General features: G+C 73.5%; 21 protein-coding genes and 2 pseudogenes. 12 read left to right on the top strand and 11 right to left on the bottom strand.

Annotated elements, in window-relative coordinates; all coding sequences use genetic code 11:
* Nucleotides 1–96: 96 nt before the first annotated feature.
* Nucleotides 97–1,629, bottom strand: a complete 1,533-nt coding sequence (locus tag ACIQMU_RS10070) for an MFS transporter (protein WP_352242917.1) — start codon at nt 1,627–1,629, stop codon at nt 97–99.
* Between the two features lie 99 nt (nt 1,630–1,728).
* Here ACIQMU_RS10070 and ACIQMU_RS10065 point away from each other — a divergent pair, with 99 nt between their 5' ends.
* Nucleotides 1,729–2,589 carry a helix-turn-helix transcriptional regulator gene (locus ACIQMU_RS10065; RefSeq protein WP_352242916.1) on the top strand — a complete coding sequence of 287 codons (861 nt, stop codon included), beginning with the start codon at nt 1,729–1,731 and terminating at the stop codon, nt 2,587–2,589.
* A 78-nt stretch (nt 2,590–2,667) separates the two neighbouring features.
* On the opposite strand, the gene ACIQMU_RS10060 is transcribed toward ACIQMU_RS10065, so the two are convergent.
* Nucleotides 2,668–3,891: a flavin-containing monooxygenase gene (locus ACIQMU_RS10060; RefSeq protein ID WP_402688624.1), complete on the bottom strand. Its 1,224-nt coding sequence runs from the start codon at nt 3,889–3,891 to the stop codon at nt 2,668–2,670.
* 217 nt (nt 3,892–4,108) lie between these two features.
* Between ACIQMU_RS10060 and ACIQMU_RS10055 the strand changes: the two are divergent.
* The 3 genes and pseudogenes from ACIQMU_RS10055 to ACIQMU_RS10045 all read left to right on the top strand — a co-directional run.
* Nucleotides 4,109–4,237: pseudogene (locus ACIQMU_RS10055) on the top strand (DoxX family protein); the annotation flags it as partial.
* Between the two features lie 262 nt (nt 4,238–4,499).
* The gene (locus ACIQMU_RS10050; RefSeq protein WP_402688623.1) at nt 4,500–8,042 is read left to right on the top strand and encodes a CHAT domain-containing protein; all 3,543 of its coding nucleotides are present in this window, start codon (nt 4,500–4,502) and stop codon (nt 8,040–8,042) included.
* Nucleotides 8,039–8,710: a hypothetical protein gene (locus tag ACIQMU_RS10045; protein WP_402688622.1), complete on the top strand. Its 672-nt coding sequence runs from the start codon at nt 8,039–8,041 to the stop codon at nt 8,708–8,710. The genes ACIQMU_RS10050 and ACIQMU_RS10045 overlap by 4 nt, the downstream gene beginning before the upstream one ends.
* 36 nt (nt 8,711–8,746) lie before the next feature.
* Here ACIQMU_RS10045 and ACIQMU_RS10040 read toward each other — a convergent pair whose 3' ends face one another.
* Nucleotides 8,747–9,163 carry a hypothetical protein gene (locus ACIQMU_RS10040; RefSeq protein ID WP_402688621.1) on the bottom strand — a complete coding sequence of 139 codons (417 nt, stop codon included), beginning with the start codon at nt 9,161–9,163 and terminating at the stop codon, nt 8,747–8,749.
* Between the two features lie 78 nt (nt 9,164–9,241).
* On the opposite strand from ACIQMU_RS10040, the gene ACIQMU_RS10035 reads away from it, so the two are divergent.
* The gene (locus ACIQMU_RS10035; protein ID WP_402688620.1) at nt 9,242–10,063 is read left to right on the top strand and encodes a Scr1 family TA system antitoxin-like transcriptional regulator; all 822 of its coding nucleotides are present in this window, start codon (nt 9,242–9,244) and stop codon (nt 10,061–10,063) included.
* On the top strand, nt 10,060–10,314 hold the full coding sequence (locus ACIQMU_RS10030; RefSeq protein ID WP_402688619.1) for a DUF397 domain-containing protein: 255 nt from the start codon (nt 10,060–10,062) through the stop codon (nt 10,312–10,314). The genes ACIQMU_RS10035 and ACIQMU_RS10030 overlap by 4 nt, the downstream gene beginning before the upstream one ends.
* On the opposite strand, the gene ACIQMU_RS10025 is transcribed toward ACIQMU_RS10030, so the two are convergent.
* The 5 genes from ACIQMU_RS10025 to ACIQMU_RS10005 form a co-directional block, all read right to left on the bottom strand.
* Complete coding sequence (locus ACIQMU_RS10025; RefSeq protein WP_402688618.1) at nt 10,315–10,899, bottom strand: hypothetical protein; 585 nt, start codon at nt 10,897–10,899, stop codon at nt 10,315–10,317. It lies immediately after the preceding gene.
* Between the two features lie 22 nt (nt 10,900–10,921).
* The gene (gene htpX, locus ACIQMU_RS10020) at nt 10,922–11,830 is read right to left on the bottom strand and encodes a zinc metalloprotease HtpX (protein ID WP_402688617.1); all 909 of its coding nucleotides are present in this window, start codon (nt 11,828–11,830) and stop codon (nt 10,922–10,924) included.
* A gap of 102 nt (nt 11,831–11,932) precedes the next feature.
* Complete coding sequence (locus ACIQMU_RS10015) at nt 11,933–12,625, bottom strand: pyridoxal 5'-phosphate synthase (protein ID WP_402688616.1); 693 nt, start codon at nt 12,623–12,625, stop codon at nt 11,933–11,935.
* Nucleotides 12,626–12,673: 48 nt separating this feature from the next.
* Nucleotides 12,674–13,417, bottom strand: coding sequence for a thiolase C-terminal domain-containing protein (locus ACIQMU_RS10010; RefSeq protein ID WP_402688615.1), 744 nt, complete (start codon nt 13,415–13,417; stop codon nt 12,674–12,676).
* A gap of 250 nt (nt 13,418–13,667) precedes the next feature.
* Complete coding sequence (locus tag ACIQMU_RS10005) at nt 13,668–14,315, bottom strand: TetR family transcriptional regulator (RefSeq protein ID WP_352242906.1); 648 nt, start codon at nt 14,313–14,315, stop codon at nt 13,668–13,670.
* Between the two features lie 355 nt (nt 14,316–14,670).
* Between ACIQMU_RS10005 and ACIQMU_RS10000 the strand changes: the two genes are divergently transcribed.
* Together ACIQMU_RS10000 and ACIQMU_RS09995 are read left to right on the top strand one after the other, a co-directional pair.
* The gene (locus ACIQMU_RS10000; RefSeq protein WP_402688614.1) at nt 14,671–15,480 is read left to right on the top strand and encodes a VOC family protein; all 810 of its coding nucleotides are present in this window, start codon (nt 14,671–14,673) and stop codon (nt 15,478–15,480) included.
* A gap of 277 nt (nt 15,481–15,757) precedes the next feature.
* Nucleotides 15,758–18,178 carry a serine/threonine-protein kinase gene (locus ACIQMU_RS09995; RefSeq protein WP_402688613.1) on the top strand — a complete coding sequence of 807 codons (2,421 nt, stop codon included), beginning with the start codon at nt 15,758–15,760 and terminating at the stop codon, nt 18,176–18,178.
* A 107-nt stretch (nt 18,179–18,285) separates the two neighbouring features.
* Here the strand turns inward: ACIQMU_RS09995 and ACIQMU_RS09990 are convergent, their stop codons facing one another.
* On the bottom strand, nt 18,286–18,948 hold the full coding sequence (locus tag ACIQMU_RS09990) for a hypothetical protein (protein WP_402688612.1): 663 nt from the start codon (nt 18,946–18,948) through the stop codon (nt 18,286–18,288).
* 202 nt (nt 18,949–19,150) lie between these two features.
* Here ACIQMU_RS09990 and ACIQMU_RS09985 point away from each other — a divergent pair, with 202 nt between their 5' ends.
* The 4 genes and pseudogenes from ACIQMU_RS09985 (at nt 19,151) to ACIQMU_RS09970 (ending at nt 20,742) form a co-directional block, all read left to right on the top strand.
* Nucleotides 19,151–19,678 carry a hypothetical protein gene (locus ACIQMU_RS09985; protein ID WP_402688611.1) on the top strand — a complete coding sequence of 176 codons (528 nt, stop codon included), beginning with the start codon at nt 19,151–19,153 and terminating at the stop codon, nt 19,676–19,678.
* Nucleotides 19,679–19,735: 57 nt separating this feature from the next.
* Nucleotides 19,736–19,978: pseudogene (locus ACIQMU_RS09980) on the top strand (fatty acid--CoA ligase family protein); the annotation flags it as partial.
* 87 nt (nt 19,979–20,065) lie between these two features.
* A complete protein-coding gene (locus ACIQMU_RS09975) occupies nt 20,066–20,347 on the top strand; it encodes a hypothetical protein (protein ID WP_352242901.1) in 282 nt (93 codons plus the stop codon).
* Nucleotides 20,347–20,742 (top strand): PIN domain-containing protein, encoded by a 396-nt coding sequence (locus tag ACIQMU_RS09970; RefSeq protein ID WP_352242900.1) that lies wholly within the window; start codon nt 20,347–20,349, stop codon nt 20,740–20,742. Before ACIQMU_RS09975 ends, ACIQMU_RS09970 begins: the two co-directional genes overlap by 1 nt.
* 151 nt (nt 20,743–20,893) lie before the next feature.
* On the opposite strand, the gene ACIQMU_RS09965 is transcribed toward ACIQMU_RS09970, so the two are convergent.
* Together ACIQMU_RS09965 and ACIQMU_RS09960 are read right to left on the bottom strand one after the other, a co-directional pair.
* Nucleotides 20,894–21,070: a hypothetical protein gene (locus tag ACIQMU_RS09965; protein WP_352242899.1), complete on the bottom strand. Its 177-nt coding sequence runs from the start codon at nt 21,068–21,070 to the stop codon at nt 20,894–20,896.
* A gap of 206 nt (nt 21,071–21,276) precedes the next feature.
* Nucleotides 21,277–24,234: a BTAD domain-containing putative transcriptional regulator gene (locus ACIQMU_RS09960; protein ID WP_352242898.1), complete on the bottom strand. Its 2,958-nt coding sequence runs from the start codon at nt 24,232–24,234 to the stop codon at nt 21,277–21,279.
* Nucleotides 24,235–24,498 lie beyond the last annotated feature (264 nt).

Raw genomic sequence — 24,498 nt, 5'->3', positions numbered from 1 at the left:
GGGCGCGGCGCCTTCGCCGGCCCGGCGGGCGCGGGCCCGCCCGGAACGGCGAAGGACCCGGCACGCGCGCCGGGCCCCGGCGGCGGCCCGGCGCCGTCAGCGCCGGGGCAGGGCGAGTGCGCACAGGGCGAACGCGACGGCGAAGGCGGCCTGGACGAGCATGCAGATCGCCAGCGCGCTCGTGTACGCCTGGCCCGTCGGGGCTGTGGAACCGGCCAGGGCCGCACCGAGCAGTCCACCCGCGACGGCGACGCCGAGGCCCATCGCGGCCTGCTGTGTGGTTTGCAGCACACCGGACGCCGCTCCCGCCGAGGCCGGCGGCACCTCGGCGATCATCGCGCCGACGAGCGGCCCGAACATGAGGGCCTGACCGACGCCGACGCCGACGAGGAGGGCGGCGAACGTCCACGAGTTCAGACCGGCGCCCTGGAGGAACACGGAGGTGGCTGTGGCGCCCAGAAGCGCGGCCTGGACGAGTCCGCCGATGGTGAGGAGCCTGCGGAACCCGAAACGGGGCGCGAGCTTCCCCGACCAGATCGACACGGTCAGGAAGCACAGGGAGAACGGCAGCAGGACGAGGGCCGCGTGCATGGGGGACCATCCGAGCCCCGTCTGCGTGGAGATGGCGTAGAGGAACGTGAACCCGCCGAACGCGGACTGGAGCACCAACGCCATCACCAGCCCGATCCGGTAGGAGCCGAGCCGGAACAGGGGCGGCGGGACGAGCGGAACGCGGTCGCCCCGGTGCAGCCGCAACTGCCACTGCCAGAAGGCCGCGAACAGCACCGGCGCCGCCCCCAGCATCACCCAGCACCAGACCGGCCAGCCCAGGGCGCCGCCCAGGGAGATCGGGATCATGAGCGCCAGCAGGGCGAGCCCGAGCAGCGCCGTCCCGGTCAGGTCGAGCGACCGGTGGCCGGGCGCACCGGTGTCGGGCAGCCAGCGCAGGGCCGCGGCGAACGCGATCGCGCCCATGAGTACGCTCATCGCGAAGATCATGCGCCAGGGAGCACCGAGCAGGGGGACGGACAGCAGCACGCCGCCGAGGACCTGGCCGACCGCCGTGGCCCCGCCCGCGGTCGCACCGAACAGCGCGACGGCACGGGCGCGTTCGGCCCCCTGGGTGGACGCCGTGATCGTCGCCAGCACCTGGGGGACCATGGCCGCCGCGGAGATCCCGGTGAGGGCTCGCGCCGCGATCAGCACGGTGATGCTCGGAGCCAGGGTCGCGACCAGCGAGAACAGGGTGAACCCGGCCATGCCGAGCAGGAAGAGCCGGCGCCGCCCGTACAGATCCCCGAGCCTGCCCCCGAGGACCATCGGAATGGCGAACCCCAACGCGTACACCGACACCACCAACGACTGCTCGGCGGCCGTGGCCCCCAGAGAAGCGCCGATGTCCGGGACGGCGATGCCCGCCGCCGCGAAGCTGACCACCGACAGCAGCAGCGCCGACAGGGTCGTCAGGAGCCGGCCCGTCCCGAGGCCCGGAGCCGGAGCCGGAGGCGTGGACAGGCCCGGAGCCGGAGGCGTGGACAGGCGCGGTGGCGGCGGCGCGGCGCGGCCGCCACCGCCGGGTTCGCGTGCAGGGGAGGAAGGGCTGTCGTGCGGAGCGGAAGGAGTGGTCATGCCGCCGATCATGGGACGCCGCTTATCCTGGAACCAGGAGCCTGTTTATGGGGGTACTGACAGCACCCGGATACGAGGTCTCCGTACGGAAGGACGCAGATGACCGAGGCCAGGCCCGCCGCGATCCGGCGCGAGGTCGGCGACTTCCTCCGCAGTCGGCGCGAACGGGTGACCCCGCAGCAGGCAGGTCTCCCGTCCACGGGGCGACGGCGGACACCCGGACTGCGGCGCGAAGAGGTCGCCGTCCTCGCGGGGGTCGGCGTCACCTGGTACACCTGGCTCGAACAGGGACGGCCCATCAACGTCAGCACCCAGGTCCTTCAGGCGGTCGCCCGGGCCCTGCAACTGGACGACACCGAGAGGCGGCACCTGTACCGGCTCGCCGGGGGGCCGAGTACGCCGGATCCCGAGACCGCCGAGTGCGATCCCGGGCTCGCCGCGGCGTTCCAGCCGGTGCTGGACAAGCTGGACCCGTTCCCCGCGTGCCTCCAGACCCCGCTGTTCGATGTGGTGGCCTACAACCGCGCCTACCGGTTCCTGTTCACCGACATGGACCTCATCCCGCCCGGCGAACGCAACTGCGCGGTGCAGTTCTTCACCGACCCCGACTGGCGCAGCCGCTACGTCGACAGTGACCTGGTCGCCGCCCGGATGGTCGCGAGGCTGCACGCCGAGGTCGGCGCCGACATCGGCACTCCGGCCGCCGCCGGGATCGTGGACGACCTCCGGGAACGGTCGAAGGAGTTCGCCCGGCTGTGGGCCCGTCACGACGTGCTGCCGCAGCGGTACGAGACGAAACGCCTCGACAGCCCTCTGGTCGGGCAGCTCCGGCTGAACTTCGTCTCCACCGGTGTTCCCGAGACGGGGCACCGGATGACCGTGATGACACCGGCCGATGAGGCCACCTCCCGCAGTCTGGACCGGATGGCGGGTCTCACCGTCGCGACCGCGCGCGGGTGACACCCGCACCGGTCCCGCCCGCCCCGTCCGCCGCCCGGCCCCCCTGTGAGCGGGGTCGCCGGAGCCGGTCGGGGCCGTTCAGCCCCGGCCCCGCGCCGGGAGGCCGGCGCCGGTCCGCGCGACCGTCCTGGCGATCTTCTCGGCGTCCAGGGCCAGTTCGCGCAGCATCCCGCTGATCGGGTTGGTGAAGCCGGTGAAGTAGAGGCCCGGGGCGCCCTTTGGCGACCGGCCGCCGTGGGCGACCGGGCGGCCCCGGGCGTCCAGGACGTCCAGATGGCCGAGCAGGGGCTCCAGGGCACGGTCGTAGCCGGTGGCCGCGATGACGGCGTCCGGGGTGATGCGGGTGCCGTCGGCCAGGACCACCGTGTCCCGGTCGAAGGAGGCGACCGTCGCCACGGGGACGACCCGGCCCTTCTTCACCGAGTCTGTCAGGCCGACGTCCTGGACCGGCGTCGCGCCGTCCTTCATGCGGGTGTACAGGCCCGTCGTGGGCCGGGCGAGGCCCTGGCCGCTGAGGTCGGGAGTGGCGACGCGGCTCAGCAGGCGGCCCGCCCGGTCGGCGAGCCACACCGGTACGCGGCGTATCAGTATGCCCGCCGCCTGCGCGGGCACGCCCGCCGTCGAGCGGCGCACGATGTGCGGGGCGTTGCGCACCGCGATCCGGACCCGGGAGGCCCCGCCCTCGGCGAGGTCCGCCGCGATCTCCGCGCCCGTGTTGCCGATGCCGACGACCAGGACGTCCCGGTCCGCGTACGGGGCCGGGTTGCGGTACCCCGCCGCGTGCAGCAGCTCGCCCGTGAACGTCTCGCTCCCGGGCCAACGGGGGACGTGCGGGGTGTGGTTGAAGCCGGTGGCGACGACGACCGCGCGGCCCCGCAGGACCCGTCCACCCGTCGCCGTGAGCTGCCAGTCACCGGAGCCGTCGGGGGCCGGGTCGATCCTGGTCACCTCGACGCCCGTCACCACTTCCAGCTCGTGGTGCTCGGTGTACTTCTCCAGATACCGCACCATGTCGTCCCGGCCCACCCAGCGCCCGAACCCGCGCGGCATTTTCAGCCCCGGCAGCGCCGACCAGCGGCGGGTGGTGTGCAGGCGCAGCCGGTCGTAGTGGCCGCGCCAGGAGGAGCCGACCCGGTCCGACTTCTCCAGGACCACTGCCCGGACGCCCCTGGCGCGCAGCGCGGCGGCGGCGGCGAGACCTCCCGGCCCGCCGCCGATGACGTAGACGGGACGGTCGTCCGTACGGTCGGTGAGGGCGGCGACGTGACTGCCGGCGGAGGACGGGGACGGGCTGTTGGGCATGGTTCGGAGCGTAATCGCCCGCTCTGTTGATGGGTCTCGGTCAAGAGGGAAATCGATTGCGAATTGATCACGGGGCGGGGTGCGGCGGTGCGGCGCGGTGCGGCGGCGGGGCGCTCCCGGTGCCGCGCGGTTCCTGGGCTCTCGTGCGCGCCTCTTGCGCGGGGCGCGGGTGTCCGGTGAATTGACGTATCGTCAGATTGCGACGAGCGGAGGCCCGATGCAGACGATCCGGCTCAGCGGTGCGGAATGGCTCGCCGTCCTGTGCACAGGTCTCGGCCTGTGGTGGCTGGACAGCTGGCGGCACAAGGACAAGAAGGGCTGGTTCGAACGCGGTACGGGCATCGCCTGCACGTTCCGGGGCGCGGAGGAGAACGGCGGCGAGGCCGTGGCGGTCTTCCGGCCCCGGGGCTGACGGGTTCCGCACCGGCCTTCCGGCCCCGGCCCCGGCCCCGGCTCCGCGAAGCCCGGGAGGCGGCCGGGCCGCCGGATTCCGCGACGTCGGGAGGGGCCGGGCGGCCGGGTTCCGCCGGGAAACGGCCCGCCCGCGTGCGCCGCCTGTGGAAGGGTGACGCCGGGACCATGATCCGCGGGTGCGAGGGGGCAGCGGCGTGCGACGGTCGGGGGATGTCACGGGCTGGGCGTTCCTGGCGGAGGTGGACGGAGTCCGGCACGCCGGACTGGCGGTCGGGCAGGCGGGGCTCAGCCCGTTCACCGGTGCCGGTCCCGGCGGAAGCCTGTTCACCCGGGCCCGCGCGCGCGGGCTGGCCGTGCTCACCTCGCTGGACGGACTGCCGTTCGCGGACCCCGTCGACGCACGGTGGTGCGTCCACCGGGACGCGGCGGGCGTCTTCGCCGTCTTCGGCCCCGGCGGCCTGGAGTTGGCGTACGACCTCGGCCTGGACCTGCCGGCCGGCTGGATGGAGACGGCGGCCGGCGCCGGATCGCTCGTCCTGGTGGTGTCCCATGTGCTGCCGGCCGCGGGCGACATGGCCGGCGTGCTGACCGACGAGACGCGGCGGGGGATGGTCTGCGCCGGCCGGGTGCGGTTCGGACCGCCCGGCCACGCGGAGGCCGGTCCGCCCACCGTCACCTACGTCCTCGACCCGGTGTCCGTCCTGCTGGAGCTGGCGCTCCATGTCGGGGACCGGGTGCTGTCCCTCGACACGGCCAAGCTGCGGGCCCGGGGCATGGAACGGACGCGGCGCGGACTGGAGCGGGAGCTGGAGGAAGCGCGCGGACTGACCGCCGAGGCGATGCTGAACGCGCTGACCGCCGAGGCGTCCCGGAGCCGGGACGCGCCCGCCGACGTCCTCCACCACTACTGGCGGCTGGTGGCCGAGGTCGCCGAGGAGTGCGGTGCGGAGTCCACCTGGCGGCAGGCGGTGCTGCGTACGGTCGAGAGCGCGGCGCCGGTTCTGGCGCAGCGGTGCGATCGCTCGGTGTTCGAGGAGGCCGACGCGGTGGCGGGCCGCCTCGTCGCGGAGCTGGAGGGCTCCCCGGACCTGGCGGCGGCCCTCCTGGCGGCCGCCAGGCTGCGGCTGGCGGTGCGGGGGCCGGAGGACCGGGGCGGCGACGGGTACGCCGGTGAGGCGTGGACCGTGCGGGCCGCCCAGCTCGCCGCCGGCGTGTACCGCTCTCCGCCGCACCGGCCGTGGCCCGGCGGGGAGCGGCCGTTGCGGTTCGACTCGCGGCTGCGGGCGGAGGCGGGCCGACTGCTGCTGAGGGCGGCCGAGTCGGACGACCGGGAGCGCGGACCGGGCAGCGCGCTGCGCCCGGCGGTCCTGGCCGCGCTGGCCCAGGTGCTCGGGGAGGACGGAGGCGTGGACCAGGAGACCGCGCGGGCCGCGTTCGCCGCGCTGTACGAGGCGCCCGGGGCCGCTCCGCCGGACCTGCTGCTCTTCCTGCTCCGGTCGGTGGCCGACGTGCCGGACACGCTCGTCGACGCCGTACGCGAGAACGTGTTCGGCTCGGACGCGGGGGCCTTCCTCGCCGCGTACGGCGGTGCCGTCGCCGCCCGCACCGTCGACCAGGGCGTCAGCCTCGCCCGGGAACGCGCCGACCGGCCGCTGCTCCGTGCCGCACTGGACTGGGCCGACAGCTTCTCCCTCCTCCGGGGCCCCGCGCACCGCCGGCAGCTGACGGAGGCCCGGCTGCACGCACTCCCCGACGACCCCACCGGCTGCCCGGCCCCAGGCGGCCCCCTCCCGCGGTCCTTTCCGGCGTCCTGGCCGGCGGCCCGGCGGTCCGCCGCGCTGCTGCACGCCGCCGCCCACGCCCGCGGCCGACGGCAGCCCGCGCTGGGCGCCGGCCTCCTGCGGCAGGCGGGACCGGGCGACAGCGCGGCGGTCAGACTGCTGACGGCGGACCTGTACCGCCTGGCCGTGGAGCAGGGCGAGCCGGTCTCCGACGCGGTCCCCTTCCCGTGGGGCCACTCCACGTACGCAGCTCTGTCCTACGCCTCCCTGGGCCAGCAGGACCTGGCCCAGGCGTGCTTGCTGCCCGTCCTCCGGGAGATACCGCTGCTGCGCGGCGACGCCCTCAGGAACGCCGTGTACGCGATCATCGTGGACGTCCCCAACTTCGACACCAGCGGGGCCCCGGCGCTCGGCGAGGTGCTGCGCGACCTCGTCCACGCCGCCGTATGGCAGCTCACCGTCGAGACCGAGACCCTGCCGGTGGCCCTGATGCTCGGCCTCCACCAGGCGGGCAAGGGCCCGGAGGCGGGCGCGTGGCGCCGGATCGACGGCCCGGTCACCCCACCCCCGCACATCGCGAACTACGTCGAGAAACTCCGCGCCCTGGAGAGCCCCACCGCCCCCGGCGGCGCGACGGCGAACCTGCTCGGCGCGCTGGACGCCGAGGACCGCCCCGGAGGCGAAGGCGCCGAGGACCATGAGAGCGGCGGAGGCGGCGAGGGCAGCGCGGGCGGCGGGGCCGCCCGGGGCGGCGACGAACGCGAGGAGTTCGCCCGTAACCTGCGTCGGCGCATCTCCTCGTTCATCGACGACGAACTGCGCAGCCGCTCGGCGGCGTTCGTGGACGACGCGCACCTGTGGGCGCGTACGGCGGAGCTGCTGGACGACCGCACGGTCCTGCTCACCTGGTTCCTGCCCACCGCCGTGAACGGTGCGGCCGTCCTGCTCGCCGTCACCCGCGAGGACAGCGCGATGATCGTGCAGCTCGGCGACCCCGCCGACGGCGGGCCGGAACGGGCCGCGGCCTACGCCGACCGGCACCCCGTCGCCGACCTGGTCGAGGCGGTCCGCACGGAGGTCGAACGCGACCCGCTCTTCGGCGACGTGACACCGGAGGGCCGCCGCCTGCTCACGGGACACGAACTCCCGCTCGTCGCGGGCGACCGGTGGGCCGTGTGGCGCGCCCGGGGCAAGGACCGGCTCCTGCTCTGGCCGCACGGCGCACTGCACTACCTGCCGGTCGCGCTCTGCACCGCCGGGGGCCGCCCGATCGCCGACGACTGGACCGTCACCACCATCGCCGGTCTCGAAGCGCTCCTCCCCGCCGACGCCCCCGTACGCCCCCGCCGCACCGCCGTCCTGGCCTCGGCCGCCGGCGGCGTCCCTTACGGCCTGCCCGCCGAACCCGCGCTGGAGGAGCACGCCCGGGCCGTTGCCACAGCGGTCGGCGCGGACGCGGTGACCGGTCCGGCCGCCACTCGGGCCGGACTGCTCGCCGAACTCGCCACGGCCGACGTGGTCCACCTCGCCGTCCACGGCACGCTGGACCAGGACGCCCCCTGGCTGCACTGCCTCTACCTCACCCCGGACGATGACGACGACGGCCGGGTCTTCGCCCACGACTTCCTCGAACTCGACCTGAGCGGCGTCCGCCTGGTCACGCTCGCCGCCTGCGAATCGGCGCTGGGCCGCTTCGACCGGGCGGACAACGTGCGCGGCGTCCCGGCCGCCCTGCTCACCGCCGGTGTGCAGGGCGTCGTGGGCTGCCTGTGGGCCGTACGCCCAGAACCGGCCGCGTACTTCTACCATCGCCTGCACGTGCGGGCCGCATCGGGAGAGGATCTTGAGCGCGCGTTCCGCGCGGCACAGACCGCCACCCGGGCCAGGTACCCCGCATACCGTGACTGGGGAGCGTTCACCTTTCTACTGGGCCGGAGCAAGGGAGCCAGCACATGACCGAGGTCCGGCTGCACGATGTCGCCCTCGTGCCGGAGCGCACGCTCGGCTCCCCGGGCGACGACGCGCCGCTTCGCGGCCGGCTCACCTTCGGCTGGGACCTGCTGCCCGCCGACCACCCGGGCGCCCCCGCCGACTGGCTCACCCAGGTCCGCGGCACGCCCGGGCGGGACTACCGCCACCTGCTGCTGGTGTGCTCCTTCCGTCCGGAGACCCCGCAGTCACCGGGTGTCTTCCGGCACGCCTCCCTGGCGGTCTCCCTCACCACTCCGGACCCCGCCGTACGGCCGGTGGCCCGGCTCATCGACCCGGGCGAACGTACCCGCCCGGCGGCGGCCGGCCCCGGCACCGGCCTCAGCTTCACGGTCAGCACTGGCATCGTGGACGTGGGCGTCGAGCGGCAGCCGGACGCGGGCCCCGGCCGGGAGGAGTGGATCGTGCGCGGCCACGGGGCGTCCCAGCCGGACCCGCAGTGGGAGTTCCGCAGCCTGCGCCGCCTGCCGCTGGTCGGCGACCACCCGGTGGCCGCCCTGGTGGAGCTGGTCCCCGGTGCGGTGAACACGGCGGAGGTGCTGGTCGCCGCCGAGCTGGAACACCGCAGCTGGGGCGTCCGCCGCTACCGGGCGAGCCTGGGGCCCGCACGTCACGGCATCATGCTGAGCCCGTGAGCCCGTGAGCCCGTGAGCCCCCGCCCGGCCCGGTGCTCACTCCTCCGTCGCCGCCGCCGGGGCCAACTGGGCCATCACCAGCCCGTGCAGCAGCTCCGCGTCCACGAACTCGTCCTCCTCCGGTGCCCCGCACCGCCAGCTCAGCGGATACGTGTTGCCGTCCGGGGCGGGGATGCCCACCCACTGATCGCGCGCGGCCGGCCCGAAGCACTTCGCGCCCGGCGGCCAGTCGTACCCGTCGCTCGACCCCGGCGGGATCAGGAAGTACGTCCACCGGGCCCCCGCCATCTCCCGCACGACCGGGCCCGGTTCGCCCTCCGTCAGGGTGGCCAGATGCTGGAGCACGGCCTCGCCCCGGACGCCCCGGAGCCGGATGGCGTCGAAGTGGATACCGGAGAGGTGCAGTCGGTGCCCGGTGCCGGGTACCCATTCGGGGTGCTTCTTGCTCGTCATGGCTACGAGCATTCCGCCGACTGCGTAGCGTGACCAGCAGGACACGGTCCACATCGACGTGATGTGGGGAGGGCGGTGATGGCTGTGGGGGTCAGTGGTGAACTGACGCACGGACGGCGGCTCGTGGGGGAGCTGATCCGTATCCACCGGGCACGGGCCGGGCTCACGCAGAAGGCGGCGGCGGATCAACTGCTGATCTCGGAGTCGCTGATGGGCGCGGTCGAGCGGGCGGAACGCATCCCCTCGCGCGACCTGCTGATGGACGCGGAGCGGGCGTTCGCGGCGGGCGGGGCGTTGGAGGCGTGCTGCGAGCTGGTGGACGAGGAGAAGTACCCGCCGAAGTTCCTGGACTGGGCGCGGCTGGAACGGCTCGCGCGGGTCATCAGCGCGTACGAGACGATGCTGATCCCGGGCCTGCTCCAGACCGAGGCGTACGCGAACGCGCTGTACCGGTCACGCGTACCGGCGTACTCGGAGGCCGAGATCGTCCGGCATGTCGAAGCGCGGCTGGAACGGCAGGCGGTGCTGACCCGGAAGCCGCCGCCGCGTATCGGGTACGTCATCGAGGAGTCGGTTCTGGACCGGACGCTGGGCGGACCGGAGGTGCTGAAGGAGCAGTTGCGTCACCTGCTGGACTGCATCGAGCGATTCAACCACCTGACGGTGCAGGTGATGCCGTCGGACCAGCACACACATGCCGGGTTGAACGGGCCCATGCAGTTGATGTCCACGGCGGAAGGCCGCAATCTGCTGTTCGCGGAGGGGCAGGGCGGCGATAGGTTGATCTCGAAGCCGGAGCAGGTGAGCGACCAGCTCGACCTCTTCGGCATTCTGCGGGCCCAGGCGCTCAACCCCTGGAAGTCGGCGGAGATCATCGAGACGAAGGTGAGACAACTGTGAGCCACGGACCCGGACTGACCTGGTTCAAGTCCAGCTACAGCAACAACGAGGGCGGGGCCTGCATCGAAGTCGCCTACGACTGGCACAAGTCCAGCTACAGCAACAACGAGGGCGAAGCCTGCGTGGAGGTCGCCACCTGCCCCCACACCGTCCACGTCCGCGACTCCAAGGTCACCGACGGGCCCACCTTCGCCGTGGCCCCGGCCGCCTGGACCGCGTTCCTGGACCACGCCACCACCGTCAGCGGCTGATCACAGCCCCGGCGCACCCCACACCGGGAACCACCGGGACAGGTCCTTCTCCACCCGGAGGTCGTCGCCGAGTGCGCCCCTGACCTGGAGCTCCAGCTGGTTGTCCCGCTTCTCGGCACCGCCGGGCAGCGGGGCGAACGGGTAGAACGTGCCGCGCTTGTAGAGGTACACCAACGCCAGCGCACGCCCCTCCGCGTCCCGGAAGCTGATCAGCGAGCAGAGCAGGTGCGGGCCGAAGCCGCCGTCCTGGAGCAGTGTGTTGACCGCGTGCAGGTCGTTGACCAGGGCGGCCGAGTCGTCCGCCGGGTGGCTGGCCAGCAGCCAGGTGTAGCCGTACGCGTCCCGGCTGAACTCCACCGGAATGCCGCCGCGCTCCGTGTCCGCGTCCAGCAGCTCCCGTACGTCCTCCTGGAGGCGTGAGAAACCGCCGCCCTCCACTCCCGCGAAGCAGACCGAGCCCAGGCCGGTCGGGGCGAGGCCGGTGGCGGCCTGGAGGGTGAGAGTGGCCGAGGGGACGGCGAAGAGCTGGTCGAGGTCGGGGCGGACGGGTTTGCTCCGGCCGAGGATCACGTCGAGCAGGCCCACGGTCGTCACTCCTTGACGTCGCTCAACGGGACAGGTCGGTGGAGATGCGGGACAGCTGGTCCAGGCGCTGTTCCAGCGTCGGGTGGGAGGAGAACAGCCGGCCCAGGCTCTCCTTCGAGGAGAACGCCGGGACGAAGTAGAACGCGTTGTACGGCTCCGCCTTCCGCAGGTCCTCCGTGGGAATGCGGGCCATCTGCCCGCTGATCTTCGTCAGGGCGGAGGCGAGCGAGGAGGGCCGGCCGGTGAGCAGGGCGGCGGCCCGGTCGGCGGACAGCTCGCGGTAGCGCGAGAGCAGCCGGGTCAGCAGGAAGCTGATCGCGTACACGACGGCGCTGATCAGCGGGATCAGCAGCAGGAGGATGCCCGCCGGGTCGTTGCCCGGCCTGCTGCGGGCGAAGCCGCCCCACAGGGCGATACGGGTGATGATGCCCGCCAGCACCCCGAGGAACGAGGCGATCGTCATGACGGCGACGTCCCGGTGCGCGACGTGCGACATCTCGTGGGCGAGGACCCCCTCCAGCTCCTGCGGCTCCAGCCGGCGCAGCAGGCCCGTCGTGGCGCAGACAAGGGCCGTCTTCTCGCTCCGGCCGGTGGCGAACGCGTTCGGCACGTCGCTCTCCGCGATGGCCACCTTCGGCTTGGGCATGTCGGCCAGCGCGCAGATGCGGTCGATGGTGCCGTGCAGCTCGGGGGCCTGCTCGGGGGTGACCTCGCGGGCCCCCATGCCGTACGCGGCGATGCGGTCGCTGAACCAGAACTGGGCGATGAACAGGCCGCCCGTGATGACCAGGATGATCGGCCAGGAGCCTTGCAGGGCCGCGAGGAGCACGCCCACGAAGACGACGTAGAGCAGGCCGATCAGGAACATGGTGGTCACCATGCGACCGGTCAGACCCCGGTCGGGGGCGTAACGCGAACGGGCTCGTGGCATCGGTGCCTCCCAACAGCTCACCTCTCACCTGACTCCCATAGTGCCCCCTTACGGTGAGAACCGGGTAAAAGTGCCGTCTGGGCCGGTCGCTGTCCGGGCCGGTCAGGGCCAGAGCAGCTCGCGCGTCCAGCCGTCGTTCGCCGGGCCGCTCTCCCGGCGCCGGTAGCGCAGCCGGATGTGGCGTCGCCGGGCGTCACCCTGGAAGAACTCGGCCTCGGCCGGCTCGACCACGTACCGGGTCCAGGCCGGGGCCTCCGTGTCCGGTTCGGCCCGGGCCCGCTCCCAGGCCGCGTCCGCCGCCCGGTGCAGCTCCGCCACCGAGCCGACGGCCTCGCTCTGGGTCCCGGTCAGCGCGGCGGCGAGCGCCCCGGTGGAGCGGGCGTGCAGGTCGGCGTGGCTCTCGGCGGGCGTGCAGCGGACGACCGGGCCCCGGACCCGTACCTGTCGGCCCTGCGCGGGCCAGTAGAAGCCGAGCGCGGCGTGCGGGCGGGCGGCGAGCTGGTGGCCTTTGGCGCTGGTGGCGTGGGTGGCGAAGTGGAAGCCGCGCTCGTCGGCGTCGTGGAGGAGCAGCGTGCGTACGTCGGGGAGGCCCTCGGTGTCGGCGGTGGCGAGGCTCATCGCGTGCGGCTCCGGCTGCCCCGCCGCGACGGCCTCGGCGAACCAGGCGTGGAAGAGGGGGACCGGGACGGGCGGGGCCGACTCCGGATCGAAGGACGGCAGCTCGGTGTCCCAGACGCGCTGGGCGTGCAGGAGGTCGCGGAAGCGGTGCGGTGTGTGGTCGCTCATGGAGGCCATTGGACCGCACAGGGCTCCGTCCGCAGGGACGCACGGGGCCGGACCCCGTCACCCCCGCCCCAGCACCACCGTCCCCGACGAGCAGAACCAGCCGCCCGCTCCCGGAGGCCGCCGCCAGCTCCGGGAGGCGCCCCCCGGCCTTGAACACCTGGCGCTCACCGGCCTCGCGCGCAGTTGCCGCACCGCCTTCACCAGCAGGAACAGCCCGCGCATCCCGGGGTGGCAGGCGGACAGGCCGCCGCCGTCCGTGTTCACCGGGAGCTCGCCGAGCAGCCCGGTGCGGCCCTTCTCCACGAACGCCCCGCCCTCGCCCTTCGCGCGGAAGCCCAGGTCCTCCAGCGTCACCAGCGTCATGTGCGTGAAGGCGTCGTAGATCTCGGCCAGGTCGATGTCGGCGGGCCGCACCCCGGCCCGTTCGAAGGCGAGGCGGTCGGAGACGGCGGCGGGGGAGACCGTGAAGTCCTCCCACTCGGACATCGCGGCGTGCGAGACGTGCTCCCCGGGCCCCAGGATCCGGACGGGCTCCTTCGCGGTGTCGGGGACGTACTCCTCGGCGGCCAGCAGCACCGCCCACCTCCCGTCGCCGCGGATGCAGCAGTGCAGCTTGGTGAACGGGTCCGCGATCACCGGGCCGTTGAGGACGTCGTCGACCGTGATCGGGTCCCGGAACATCGCCTCCGGGTTCGCCGCCGCGTTCGCCCGCGCCGTCACCGCCACCTCGGCGAGCTGCTCCAGTGTCGTGCCGTACGCGTGCATGTGGCGGCGGGCGGCCATCGCGTACTTGGCGATCAACGAGTGCCCGTACGGCACCTCGAACTGAAGCGGTCCGCGTGCCCCGAACGACAGGTTCGACGTGCGGCGGCCCGCCTTGACGTCGGCCCGGGCCGTCGGGCGGGGCCCCGTCCGGGAACGCCGACGGCGGACCACCCGCGGGAGCGCGTGAGTGGTCCGCCGTCGGTGAGACAGGACGTGGGGTGTCCGGGTGGGCGGGCGCCCGCCCGGCGGGGAGGGGGGGCCGGGGCCGGCGGGCCTCCGGCGCGGGCTACTTCGTCGGCTTCCTGCCGGTGATGCCGAGGTGGACCAGCAGGGCGAGGTTGGGCCGCAGTTCGGCCTGCTTCACCCCCCAGGTGGTGAAACCCTTCTGGTGCGAGGCTACCGCGGCCAGCATCGCCACCAGGGAGCCGGCCATCGCCGCCGGACTGACGTCCTTGTCGACCTTGCCCTTGCTCTGAAGCTCCTTCACGGACTCCGTGAGGGAGTTGGTGACCGAGTTGAGGATCTTCATACGGATCTTGTAGAACCGCTTGTCCCCCTCGGCCGCGCCGAGGTCGATCACCCGGAGGATCGCGTCGTTGTGCCGCCAGAAGTCGAGGAATCCCTCGACGAGTTGCTCGGAGGTGGCCCAGCCGGCCTTGCCGACCCAGGAACGCCCGGCGACCAGTTCGGTCAGTCCGGCGCCCTCCTTGGCGACCTCCTCGGCGATTTCGAGGACGGCGCCCTCCACGTCGGGGAAGTACTGGTAGAAAGTCGCGGGTGAAGTCCCGGCCTTCCGGGCGACGTCGATGACTTTGACGTCCCGGTACGGCGAGGAGCTGAGCATCTCGCTGAGGCAGTCGAGCAGCTTCTGCCGCGTCGCCTGACCGCGTCGACCGGCCACGCGGCCGTCGACGGTGCGTACTTGTCCTGTCATGCCGTCAGCTTACCGAGGGGTGATGGGAGCGCGATTCGGCCGACTGCAAATGGGGAACGCCGCAGGACCGGCGGGGTATGCGCGGGCGGGCAACGGCGGTTTTCGGCCGCGGTGCGCGAGGGCCCCGAGGCTGGGGGTGGTGGCCTCGGTAAATGTTATCAACAGCCTGTGGACAACTTCGGTGGACAACTTTGGTCCACATGGTGAGCATGCCCTTCATCTATCGGGCAAAAGTTCGCCAAGGGGGCGCCCGGGCGCTCGCGGGGCACGTCAGCCGTACGCCGGGGGGCGCGGGACCCGGGGCGAGGCTACGTTGACTGTGACGGGCGTCACTGCTACGGAAGGATTCGGGCCCATGGCCGCATTCGCGCATTCCGCGCCGTGCTGGGCGGACGTGCAGCTCTCCGACCTCGAAGCGGGCAAGCGGTTCTACGGCGGGCTCTTCGGCTGGACCTTCCGGGTCGGCGACGGCATGCCCTTCGCGGACGCGCTGAGCGACGGCCGACCGGTCGCCGGACTCGCCGCCAAGAAGGACGGCCGGATGCCCACGGCCTGGGGCGTCTACTTCTCCACCGACGACATCCGGGCCACCGTCGCCGCGATCCGCGAACACGGCGGCCAGATCATCACCGACCCGGTACGGGCGGGCGGCACCGCGATCGTGGCGCAGGCGGCCGACCCCGGAGGGGCGGTCTTCGGGCTCTGGCAGCCGCAGGAGCGCGCGGGCTTCGAGAAGCGCAACGACCCCGCCTCCTTCTGCTGGACCGAGGTCTACACCCGGCAGCCCGACCGGGTGGACCCCTTCTACGAGAAGGTCTTCGGCTTCCGCGGCACCGACCTGGACGAGACGGGCCACGACGTGTCCGACGACGCCGAGGCGCTGGTCGACTTCCGGATGTGGTCCCCGGCGGGCGCCGAACCGGGCCCGGACACCGCCGTCGGCGGCCGCAGCGTCATCACGGACGCGTTCCCGGCCGAGATGCCCAGCTACTTCCTCGTCTACTTCGCCGTCGCCGACTGCGACGCCGCCGCCGAACTCGCCGTCCGGCTCGGCGGCCGGGTCTCCCAGCCGCCCTTCGACATCCCCTACGGCCGGATGGCCGTCCTCCACGACGACCAGGGAGCCTCCTTCGCCGTGCTGCAACCCCGCGAACCGCTTCCGTAGCGCCTTCCGCACCCCGTGACCCCCGTCACCCTCCCTTCCGCCCCCCCGTGATCGAGGTGCGGGGGTGTGAGCGGATACCGCCCGAAGCGGCATGAGACACCCCGGTCCGCCCCCGGGTTCGCAACCGACGCCCGGGCCAGGAAGAATCGGGGTGCGTACCGCCAGGTGATGCCGAGTGGTGAGACCCTGCACAGGGCGCCTGCGCAGGGCGGAATGCGACCGGGCGGTAATTCGCGGACTTCGTCGCCGAGGTCCGCAACGGGGAGGTGGCAGGCAAGTGGTGGAGCAGCTGACGCAGCACGACCCGAGGCGGATCGGCCCGTTCGAGGTGCTGGGACGACTCGGGGCCGGCGGCATGGGGCTGGTCTATCTCGCGCGCTCGGCGTCCGGCCGGCGGGTGGCGATCAAGACGGTGCGGACCGAACTCGCCGAGGACCAGCTCTTCCGGGTCCGCTTCACGCGCGAGGTCGAGGCCGCCCGCGCGGTCAGCGGGTTCTACACCGCCGCCGTGGTCGACGCCGACCCCCGCGCCGCCGTGCCCTGGCTCGCCACCGCCTATGTGCCGGCGCCCTCGCTCGAAGAGATAGTGAACGAGTGCGGCCCCATGCCGACCCAGGCGGTGCGCTGGCTGGCCGCCGGCATCGCCGAGGCCCTCCAGTCCATCCACGGCGCGGGCCTCGTCCACCGCGACCTGAAGCCGTCCAACGTCCTCGTCGTCGAGGACGGCCCCCGGGTGATCGACTTCGGCATCGCGTCCGGCGTCTCCAACACCCGGCTCACCATGACGAACGTCGCGGTCGGCACGCCCGCCTACATGTCGCCCGAGCAGGCCCGGGACTCCCGCAGCGTCACCGGGGCCAGCGACATCTTCTCGCTCGGCTCCACGCTCGTCTTCGCCGCCACCGGGCACGCCCCCTTCCACGGGGCCAACCCGGTCGAGACGGTGTTCATGCTGCTGCGCGAGGGCCCCGACACCGAGGGGCTGCCCGACGACCTGCGTCCGCTGATCGAGTCGTGCATGCAGATGGACGCCACCCAGCGGCCCAGCCCCGCCGATCTCCAGGCACAGCTCGCCCCGCACCTCTTCGCCTCCGGCGGCGACGACAGCGGTACGGCCTCGGCCTGGCTGCCGTCCCCGGCCACCGCGATGATCGAGCGGCGCCGGGGCGGCGGGCGCACCGCCCCGGTGACGCCTCCGCCGCCCCCGCCGCATCCCCCCGGGATCCCGGAGCGGGACACCGCCTGGCGCAGCGGGGCGGACCTGCGCTCGCCGTCCCCGCTGGCCTCTCCCTCGCCGCTGTCCGGCGGGCCCGGCCCGGCCCTCTCCGCGGGCCCCTCCGCCGCTCCCGACGGCGGGCCTGTTCATCTGCCCGGCGCGAAGGTGCCGATCGGACCCGGCCCGCGTGCGGGGGAGGGGCGGGGAGCGGCCGCCGCGCACCCGGCCGCCGCGACCGGCTGGGTCCGCCCGCCCGCCGGAGTGAACGGTTCGTCGGCGGCCACCGCGCCCGTCGCCCCCGTCCCGGCCCCGGGCCCCGCCCCGGACGGCGCGCCCCCCGCCCCCGATCGCTGGCGGCCCTGGCGCTTCCGCATGTCCAACGACGTGTGGGGCACGCCCGTGGTCTCCGGCGACCTGCTGTACGTGACGTCCTTCGAGGTCCACGCGCTGGACGTGGGCAACGGGCGGCGCCAGTTCAAGACCCGGGACGTGGCGTGGGCGATGGCCGTCGAGGGAGGCAGGATCCACGCCTCGGACGGCCCCTCGCTGTACGCGCTGGACGCCACGACCGGCGCCGAGCAGTGGCGGCTGGCGACCGATGCCTGGGTGTACGCGGTCCGGGCCGACCGGGGCACGGTCCTGACCGCGACCCGGGGCGGCGGCGTCCAGGGCTGGGAGGCGTCCAACGGCGAGAAGCTGTGGGAAGTCACCGGTGCGCAGAGCGACTTCGAGACGGCGGAGGCCGGCCCGGTCATCCACGACGGCTCGGTGTACGTCTGGCAGGACGCCCGGCTGCGCGCGCTGGACGCCCGGACCGGCATCGAACGCTGGTCGTACCCCATCGGCGACGCGGCCTCCTGCGGCGGCGTCCCGGTCCGGGTCACCCCGGCCCCCGACGGCTACGTCTACATCGCGGCGGGCACCCGGGTGCTGGCGGTGGACACCGGCTCCGGCCGGGTGCGCTGGCACTTCGAGTCGCCGGCGGTCTTCCTGTCGCCGCCCGCGTTCGCGCCGGGCCCGGCGGTGACCGGCGGCGGGGTCTACCTCGCGGACTACCTCGGCACGGTGTACGCGTTGGACGCGACGACCGGCAAGGACCGCTGGCGGATCGCCACGGAAGCCCGCTCCTCCATCGAGCCGGTGCTCGTCGCGGTGGGCAACGTGCACGTCGGCAGCGGCAGCGCGCTCTACACCCTCGACGCGGTCACCGGCACCCCGAAGTGGCGCTTCGCGGCGGGCGGCGACGTGGTGGGCTCGCCGGTGGTGGCGGACGGCCGGGTGCACTTCGGCTCGGCGGACCACGTCCTGTACACCCTGGACGCAGCGGGCGGCCAGCTGCGCTGGAAGCTCGCCACGGGCGGCGAGATCACGGGGTCGCCCGTGGCCCGGGCAGGCGTGGTCTACGCGTGCAGCAAGGACCGCTGCGTGTACGCGCTGGACGCGCTGAAGGGGACGGGCACGGGGAACCGCGCCCGGACCTGAGCCCTGCTTCGTCCTCAATCGCCGGACGGGCCCTCCCTTCCGGCCCGTCGGGCACGCACCCGGCCCGTCCGGCGCCCGAGGACACGAGGCCCTCGTCGGAGTGACCGTCAACCCGGCGGGTGCGGCGGGTGCGGCGGATGCACCGGGTCGCGGGGGTCGTCCGCCGGGTGCGGCACCCGCGTACGGGGGTCACGGGGATCGGGCCCCGTGTACGGGTCCGCCTCCGGCTCCGGCCACGGTGACGTCTGCACGGACATCCCCGGCTCCTGCGTCGGCGGCCAGGTGTCCACCTGGTCCGCCGCCGGCGCACCGTACGGCTCCACCGGCTCCCGCTCCCGCCGGCTCCGCCGGCCACGCCGGGCGCGTCCCCTCATCAGCAACGCCCCGATCAGCATCAGCACCCCGCCCGCCAGCGCGTTCGCCACGCCCATCTGGAGCCCGGACCCGTCTCCGGCCACCGCCAGAGAGCCGGCCGCCTGCCCCTGGCGGACCATCCACAGGACCGTGAAGCCCAGCGTCACGACCCCCGCCAGGGCGACCACGAGCCGCGAGCGCAGTACCACGCCCGCGATCACCAGCAGCGCGGTGGCCAGGAACGGCAGCAGGACCGAGACCAGCACCCCCGACTCGGTGGCGGTGACCCCCCCGAAGAGGTCCCGCACCCGGTAGTCGCGCCCCGCCCGCCCGTCGTACCAGTCGCGGAAGGGGCTCAGCACGGCCGAGGCCGCCCCGGCCAGGGCGATGAGGGAGCCGAGGACGTTGCGGATCATCGTCAGCCTCCAGGGCGTCGTCCGGCTGTACACGGGCCCCCGGCCGACGCTACGCCGGGACGATCACACCCGCCACGCGGACCATGACCGGACCGTGACAGGGTCATGACTCGCAGAGGGGATCGCACACGGCATGCTGAGGGTGACGACGCACGCCATCGGTGCGGCGTACGGCAACCGAACCCAAAGGGGGGCTGCATCCATGATGCGGCGACAGACGAAGCTCGCGGCGGTCCTGGTCGTGGTGGTGCTCGCGCTCACCGGATTCTCCACCTCCACCAGCGGTGGCAAGAGCGGCAAGAGCAAGAGCGGCAGCTCGGGCGGCGGCTGCTCCAGCTCGAAGAAGAGCAACAACGGCTACCGCGACCACGACTACGACGACGACTACGACGACTCCTCGTCCTCCGGCTCGTCCGGCTCCTCCTACGGGACCCCGACGCCCACCGCGTCCGACGCCCCCGCCTACCGGATCATCCGCTGCGCCAAGCCCCGCAAGGGCAAGCGCAAGGCGGTCACCTCGGCGCTGATCGAGCTGCGGGCGAACGAGCCGGGCTCGCAGGCGTACGAGATCGACGTGCGGTTCGTCGACGGCCTCGGCAACACCATGGACACCGCCGAGACCACCGTGAACCTCGACGGCGGCGAGGTCCGCACCTTCACCCTGCGGATGGAGAGCCCCCGCAAGGTGTCCCGGGTCAAGGGCTGCGAAGTGACCGTCGAGGCCCTCTGAGGCCGGGTGCCCCGCACGGCCGGGACGGACGGGCAGGGCCCACCCGCGCCCGGGACGGAGCAGCTCCTCGGCCTCCACCCCGACGTGGCGGTCGTCGGCGTCCCGGACCCGCGGCTCGGCGAGGTCGGCAAGGCGTACGCGGTCCGCCGCCGGGGCGCCACGCTCACCGCCGACGACCTGATCGCCTGGTCCCGCCGCGAGATGGCGAACTTCAAGGTGCCGAGGGCGGTGGAGTTCGTCCCGGAGCTGCCGCGCAACGCGAGCGGCAAGGTGGTGAAGGGGGAGCTGCGGGGGCGGTAGGCCCGCAGGTGGGGGAGCTTGTTCGATCTCACTGGAAGGGGTGAGCGCAGGGGGTGTCAGGAGCCGCCCGGCGGTATGGTCGAAAGTATGGCAACCAAGAAGTACACGGTCACCCTGCCGGAGGAACTGGCGGAAGAGATCCGCAGCGAGGTGGGCCCCGGCGCGTTCAGCGCCTATGTCACGCGGGCCGTAGAGCGGCAGCGTGAGCATGACCGGCTGGGGGAGCTGGTGAAGCGCCTGGAGGACGAATACGGAGCCGTCACCGAGGCCGACCTGACGGCGGCCGAGGCCGAGCGCCGCGAGATCGAGCAGTGGTTCGCCGACCAGGAAGCGGATGCTCCCGCACGCCGGAACCACGCAGCCGCCTGATGCCGGACATCACTTACGTACTGGACTGCGAGGCCGTCTCGCGGGCGGCCCTCGGCAACCCGGAGATGAAGAGTCGGCTCAAGGACGCCCACCGGGCGGGCATCCGTGTGGTGACCAGTTCGATGACCTTGGTCGAGGCGTACCACAACAAGATCCGGCGGCCGGTGTGGGACTGGGCGATGTCCGGGATCGTCGTCGAACCCGTCACCAAGGACATCGCCGACGAGGCGATCCGCCTTCTGCGCGAGGCCGGACTGCACGGCCACAAGTACGCCGTCGACGCCGCGCTCGCCGCCGTCGCGCATCGGCAGACCGGCCGGACGGCGCTGTTCACGTCCGACCTGGACGACCTGGGGAAGCTGTGCCGGCCGAGGGTGCAGCTGCGGGGCCTGTAGGCGTCGGGCCAGGACGTGTCGGGCCAGGACATGCGGAGGGGCCCGAGCGCTTCCCCCGACTCGGGCCCCTCACACACCCCCGTACCGCGGCCGCGGCGGCTCCCCCTCGGCGCCACCGCGGCCGCTCCCCCCGTATCCCCGTCGGGAAGGTCTAGGCGGGCTCGCCGGTGGCGTGGTTGTCCAGCGGCTGGGCCGCGCTTCCGGTGGCGTGGTTGTCCAGCGGCTTCATCACGCCGCCGGTCGCGTGGTTGTCCTGCGTCGTCATTTCCCCGCCGGTGGCGTGGTTGTCGAGCGGCTTCACGACCGGCTTGTTCTTCGCATCGCTCATGGTGTTCTCCAGCTCCCTGAATGGCTGTGATCGGATTCGACATGCCCGCCCGGCAACTCCCCCGTTCGGGTTGCCGGGCGGGTGTCGGTCGGCCGTTCAACCTACCCCCGCGGCCGAGGTCGACCCGTCTGCCCCCCGACGCGACGGAACGACTGGGACCATCGTGTCGGGGCGCGATAAACGAATGATGAACGCTGCTCACGGGCTCACGCGGGCAGCGTCGAAGCCAGCAGCTTCCGTACGGCTTCGATCTCCGCCGAACCGAGCCTCTCGTAGATCTCCAGCGCCTCGCGCCAGCACACCTGGGCCCGGCCGGGCTGCCCGATGCCGTTCAGCGCCTGGCCCAGGACGGTGAGGACGTTGCCGCGCCGCCACTCCCCGCCGATACCGCGCAGCACGGCCAGCGCCTGCTCGGCCTTGGCGGCCGCCTGTGCCGGAAGTCCGGCGGCCAGATCCACCTCCGCCAGGCGGAACGTCGCCATCCCCTCCCAGAGGCGTTGCCGGCTGTCGCGGAACACGGCCAGCGCCTCGTGGAGTTGTTCCGTCGCGTCGGCGAGCCGCCCGCTCTGGGTGAGCGCGAGCCCCAGGGCGTACCGTCCGTTGGCGCCGCGCAGGGCGTGGCCCAGACCGTCGTAGATGTCGATTCCCTGCTGGGCGAGCGCCACCGCGTTGGCGGTATTCCCCATCGCGAGGTGGATACGGGACAGATTGCACAGGGCGCTCGCCTCGCCCGGACGGTTGTCGTCGGCCCGGAAGTTGGCGATGGCCTGTTCGAGGTAAGCCTCTCCTTCCGCGTGGCGGTTCTGGTACAGCGCGATGATGCCGAGGTCGTTGGGCGCCCAGCAGCTCGGCAGGGGGTCGCCCACCGCGTGGGCCAGCCGCATGGCACGCTGCGCGTCCCGCTTCGCCTGGTCGAACCGGCCCCCCACGAGACGGGCGTTGGTCAGCGTGATCAGCGCCCGGCCCTCCGCCCGCGCGTCGTCGCTCGACCGGGCCAGGTCGCGCATGGTGATCGCCGCCGCCTCGTACTGCTTGGAGTTCGCGCCCGACTCCGCGAGGTCCTTGGTGGCCCAGAGCAGATCGACCGCCCGGCGTACCGCTTTGGCCCCCGACGCCTGCCGTACGCAGGCGAGCAGGGAGTTCGCCTCCGTGTAGAGCCAGTCCTGTGCGCTGTGCCGGTCGGCGAACGTCAGCCCGCTGTACTGCGTGGGCTCGCGGTGGTCGGCCAGCCGGTCCCCCGGCCGCTCCAGCGCGTACACGCCCGCGGCTGTCGCCAGGTAGAAGTCCAGCAGCCGCGACAGCGCCAGCTCCCGTTCCACCGGCAGCTGTTCGTCCCGTTCGGCGCACGCACGCGCGTAGAGCCGCACCAGGTCGTGGTACCGGTAGCGGCCCGGGGCGGCGGATTCCACCAGGCTCGTGTCGACCAGCGCCTCCAGGAGGTCCTCCGCCGTGTGCGGCTCCAGGTCCAGCAGAGCCGCCGCGGCGGCCAGGGAGATGTCCGGGCCGTCCGCGAGGCCCAGCAGGCGGAACGCGCGGGCCTGGGCCGGTTCCAGCTGGCCGTAGCCGAGTTCGAACGTGGCCTTCACCGCGAGGTCGCCCGCCTGGAGCTCGTCCAGGCGGCGGCGCTCGTCCGCGAGCTTGGCGGCGAGGACCGAGACCGTCCACGTGCGGCGCGCCGCGAGGCGCGAGGCGGCGATGCGGATGGCCAGGGGGAGGAAGCCGCACGCGGCCACCACGTCCAGCGCCGCCTCGCGTTCCGACTCGACCCGCTCCGCGCCGACGATCCGGGTGAAGAGCTGGAGCGCCTCCTCGGGCGACATGACGTCCAGGTCCACCAGATGGGCCCCGGCCAGGTCCACCATCCGCACCCGGCTCGTCACCAGGGCGGCGCACCCGGGCGTCCCGGGCAGCAGCGGGCGGATCTGGGCGGCGTCGTGGGCGTTGTCGAGGAGGATCAGGATGCGGCGGCCGTCCAGTGTCGAGCGGTACAGCGCGGCCCGCTCGTCCAGGGTGTCGGGGATCGCCGAGTCGGCCGTGCCGAGCGCCCGCAGGAAGGAGCCGAGGACCGTCTCCGGCTCCGCGGCCCGCGCCCCCGCGCCCTGGAGGTCGACGTAGAGCTGTCCGTCGGGGAAGTGCCGGCGGGCCTGGTGGGCGACATGCACCGCCAGTGTCGTCTTGCCGACGCCGCCGATCCCGGCCACCGCGGAGACGGCCATCACCGAACTCCCGGCGGTGGCCAGCCGGCCGCCCAGCTCCGCCACGAACGCGGCCCGGCCGGTGAAGTCGGGCACGGTGGCAGGCAGTTGCGCGGGCCGCAGTGGGGCGGGCGCGGTGGCCGGCTCGTCCGCCGGGCGGGCCAGCTCCTCGTCCGCGCGCAGAATCCGCTGCTGGAGCTGGGCCAGTTCCGGGCGCGGGTCGACGCCCAGCTCCTCCGCGAGGAGCCGGCGGGTGTCCGCGTAGACCGCGAGGGCCTCGGCCTGCCGGCCGCTGCGGTACAGCGCCACCATCAGCAGCTCCCGCAGTTTCTCGCGCAGCGGGTGGGCGGCGGTGAGCGCGGTCAGCTCGGAGACGGCCTCCGCGTGGCAGCCGACCTCCAGGTCCAGGTCGAGCCGGGTCTCGGTGAGCTGGAGCCGCCACTCCTCCAGCCGGGTCCGCTGGTTGTCCGCGTAGGGGCCGGGCACCGAGGCCAGCGCCTCGCCGTCCCACAGGCCCAGGACCTTGTTGATCAGGGTGCGGGCCTGGCCGCGGTCACCGGCCGCGCGGGCCTTCTCGGCCTCCACCGCGAGGTCCTGCGCCAGGGTCAGGTCGAGAGCGGCCCGGTCGGTGCGGATCGCGTATCCGCCGGACTCGCTCACCAGCGTCTCCTGGCCGAGGATCTTGCGCAGCCGGGAGGCGTACGTCCGGATCGTGGCCAGCGCCTGCGAGGGCGGGTCCTCGCCCCAGAACGCGTCGATCAGCTCGCCCGCGGTGGCCGTCCGGCCCTCGCGCAGCAGCAGCGCGGCCAGCAGGGCGCGCTGCTGGGGCGACCCGGAGGAGAGCAGCTCGGAACCCCGCCAGGCCCGTACGGGACCGAGCACGGTGAATCTGAGGGTGTCCGGCGTACTCGGTTTCTCCGGAGCGCGCTGCTCCGGTACGCGCACGCGTGGCCCGCTGTCACGGTCCATTGATGCCCCCTGTCCTGCTCGCCTGCCGGTCCCGCTCGTCTGCGGATCCTGCCGGTGGTGCCCGCGCCCGTATGCCCGCCGCGCCTCGATGTGCGGCAGCCGTCCGGTTGCGCGCGGAGCCGCTGGTATCGCGCTCAACAGTCTGCCTTGTCCCGGGCGGACTCGTCAGCAGTGGGTGACCCTCCGCACAAGCCCTCGACAACGATTCGGGGACCGCGTCCCGCGCCGCGCCCGGCGCCGTTCCCGTGCCGGGCCGGACGCCCG

This window comes from Streptomyces sp. NPDC091649, assembly GCF_044756785.1.
Classification (GTDB): Bacteria; Actinomycetota; Actinomycetes; order Streptomycetales; family Streptomycetaceae; genus Streptomyces.
The sequence above is the reverse complement of the archived record's forward strand: the minus strand, read 5'-3'. Positions and strand labels throughout refer to the sequence as shown.

What these genes read in the sequence shown, in the direction of transcription:
- ACIQMU_RS10070 (WP_352242917.1), bottom strand. Translation starts at nt 1,629, where the DNA reads ATGACCACTCCTTCCGCTCCGCACGACAGCCCTTCCTCCCCTGCACGC.
- ACIQMU_RS10065 (WP_352242916.1), top strand. Translation starts at nt 1,729, where the DNA reads ATGACCGAGGCCAGGCCCGCCGCGATCCGGCGCGAGGTCGGCGACTTC.
- ACIQMU_RS10060 (WP_402688624.1), bottom strand. Translation starts at nt 3,891, where the DNA reads ATGCCCAACAGCCCGTCCCCGTCCTCCGCCGGCAGTCACGTCGCCGCC.
- ACIQMU_RS10045 (WP_402688622.1), top strand. Translation starts at nt 8,039, where the DNA reads ATGACCGAGGTCCGGCTGCACGATGTCGCCCTCGTGCCGGAGCGCACG.
- ACIQMU_RS10040 (WP_402688621.1), bottom strand. Translation starts at nt 9,163, where the DNA reads ATGACGAGCAAGAAGCACCCCGAATGGGTACCCGGCACCGGGCACCGA.
- ACIQMU_RS10035 (WP_402688620.1), top strand. Translation starts at nt 9,242, where the DNA reads ATGGCTGTGGGGGTCAGTGGTGAACTGACGCACGGACGGCGGCTCGTG.
- htpX (WP_402688617.1), bottom strand. Translation starts at nt 11,830, where the DNA reads ATGCCACGAGCCCGTTCGCGTTACGCCCCCGACCGGGGTCTGACCGGT.
- ACIQMU_RS10015 (WP_402688616.1), bottom strand. Translation starts at nt 12,625, where the DNA reads ATGGCCTCCATGAGCGACCACACACCGCACCGCTTCCGCGACCTCCTG.
- ACIQMU_RS10005 (WP_352242906.1), bottom strand. Translation starts at nt 14,315, where the DNA reads ATGACAGGACAAGTACGCACCGTCGACGGCCGCGTGGCCGGTCGACGC.
- ACIQMU_RS10000 (WP_402688614.1), top strand. Translation starts at nt 14,671, where the DNA reads ATGGCCGCATTCGCGCATTCCGCGCCGTGCTGGGCGGACGTGCAGCTC.
- ACIQMU_RS09990 (WP_402688612.1), bottom strand. Translation starts at nt 18,948, where the DNA reads ATGATCCGCAACGTCCTCGGCTCCCTCATCGCCCTGGCCGGGGCGGCC.
- ACIQMU_RS09985 (WP_402688611.1), top strand. Translation starts at nt 19,151, where the DNA reads ATGATGCGGCGACAGACGAAGCTCGCGGCGGTCCTGGTCGTGGTGGTG.
- ACIQMU_RS09975 (WP_352242901.1), top strand. Translation starts at nt 20,066, where the DNA reads ATGGCAACCAAGAAGTACACGGTCACCCTGCCGGAGGAACTGGCGGAA.
- ACIQMU_RS09970 (WP_352242900.1), top strand. Translation starts at nt 20,347, where the DNA reads ATGCCGGACATCACTTACGTACTGGACTGCGAGGCCGTCTCGCGGGCG.
- ACIQMU_RS09965 (WP_352242899.1), bottom strand. Translation starts at nt 21,070, where the DNA reads ATGAGCGATGCGAAGAACAAGCCGGTCGTGAAGCCGCTCGACAACCAC.
- ACIQMU_RS09960 (WP_352242898.1), bottom strand. Translation starts at nt 24,234, where the DNA reads ATGGACCGTGACAGCGGGCCACGCGTGCGCGTACCGGAGCAGCGCGCT.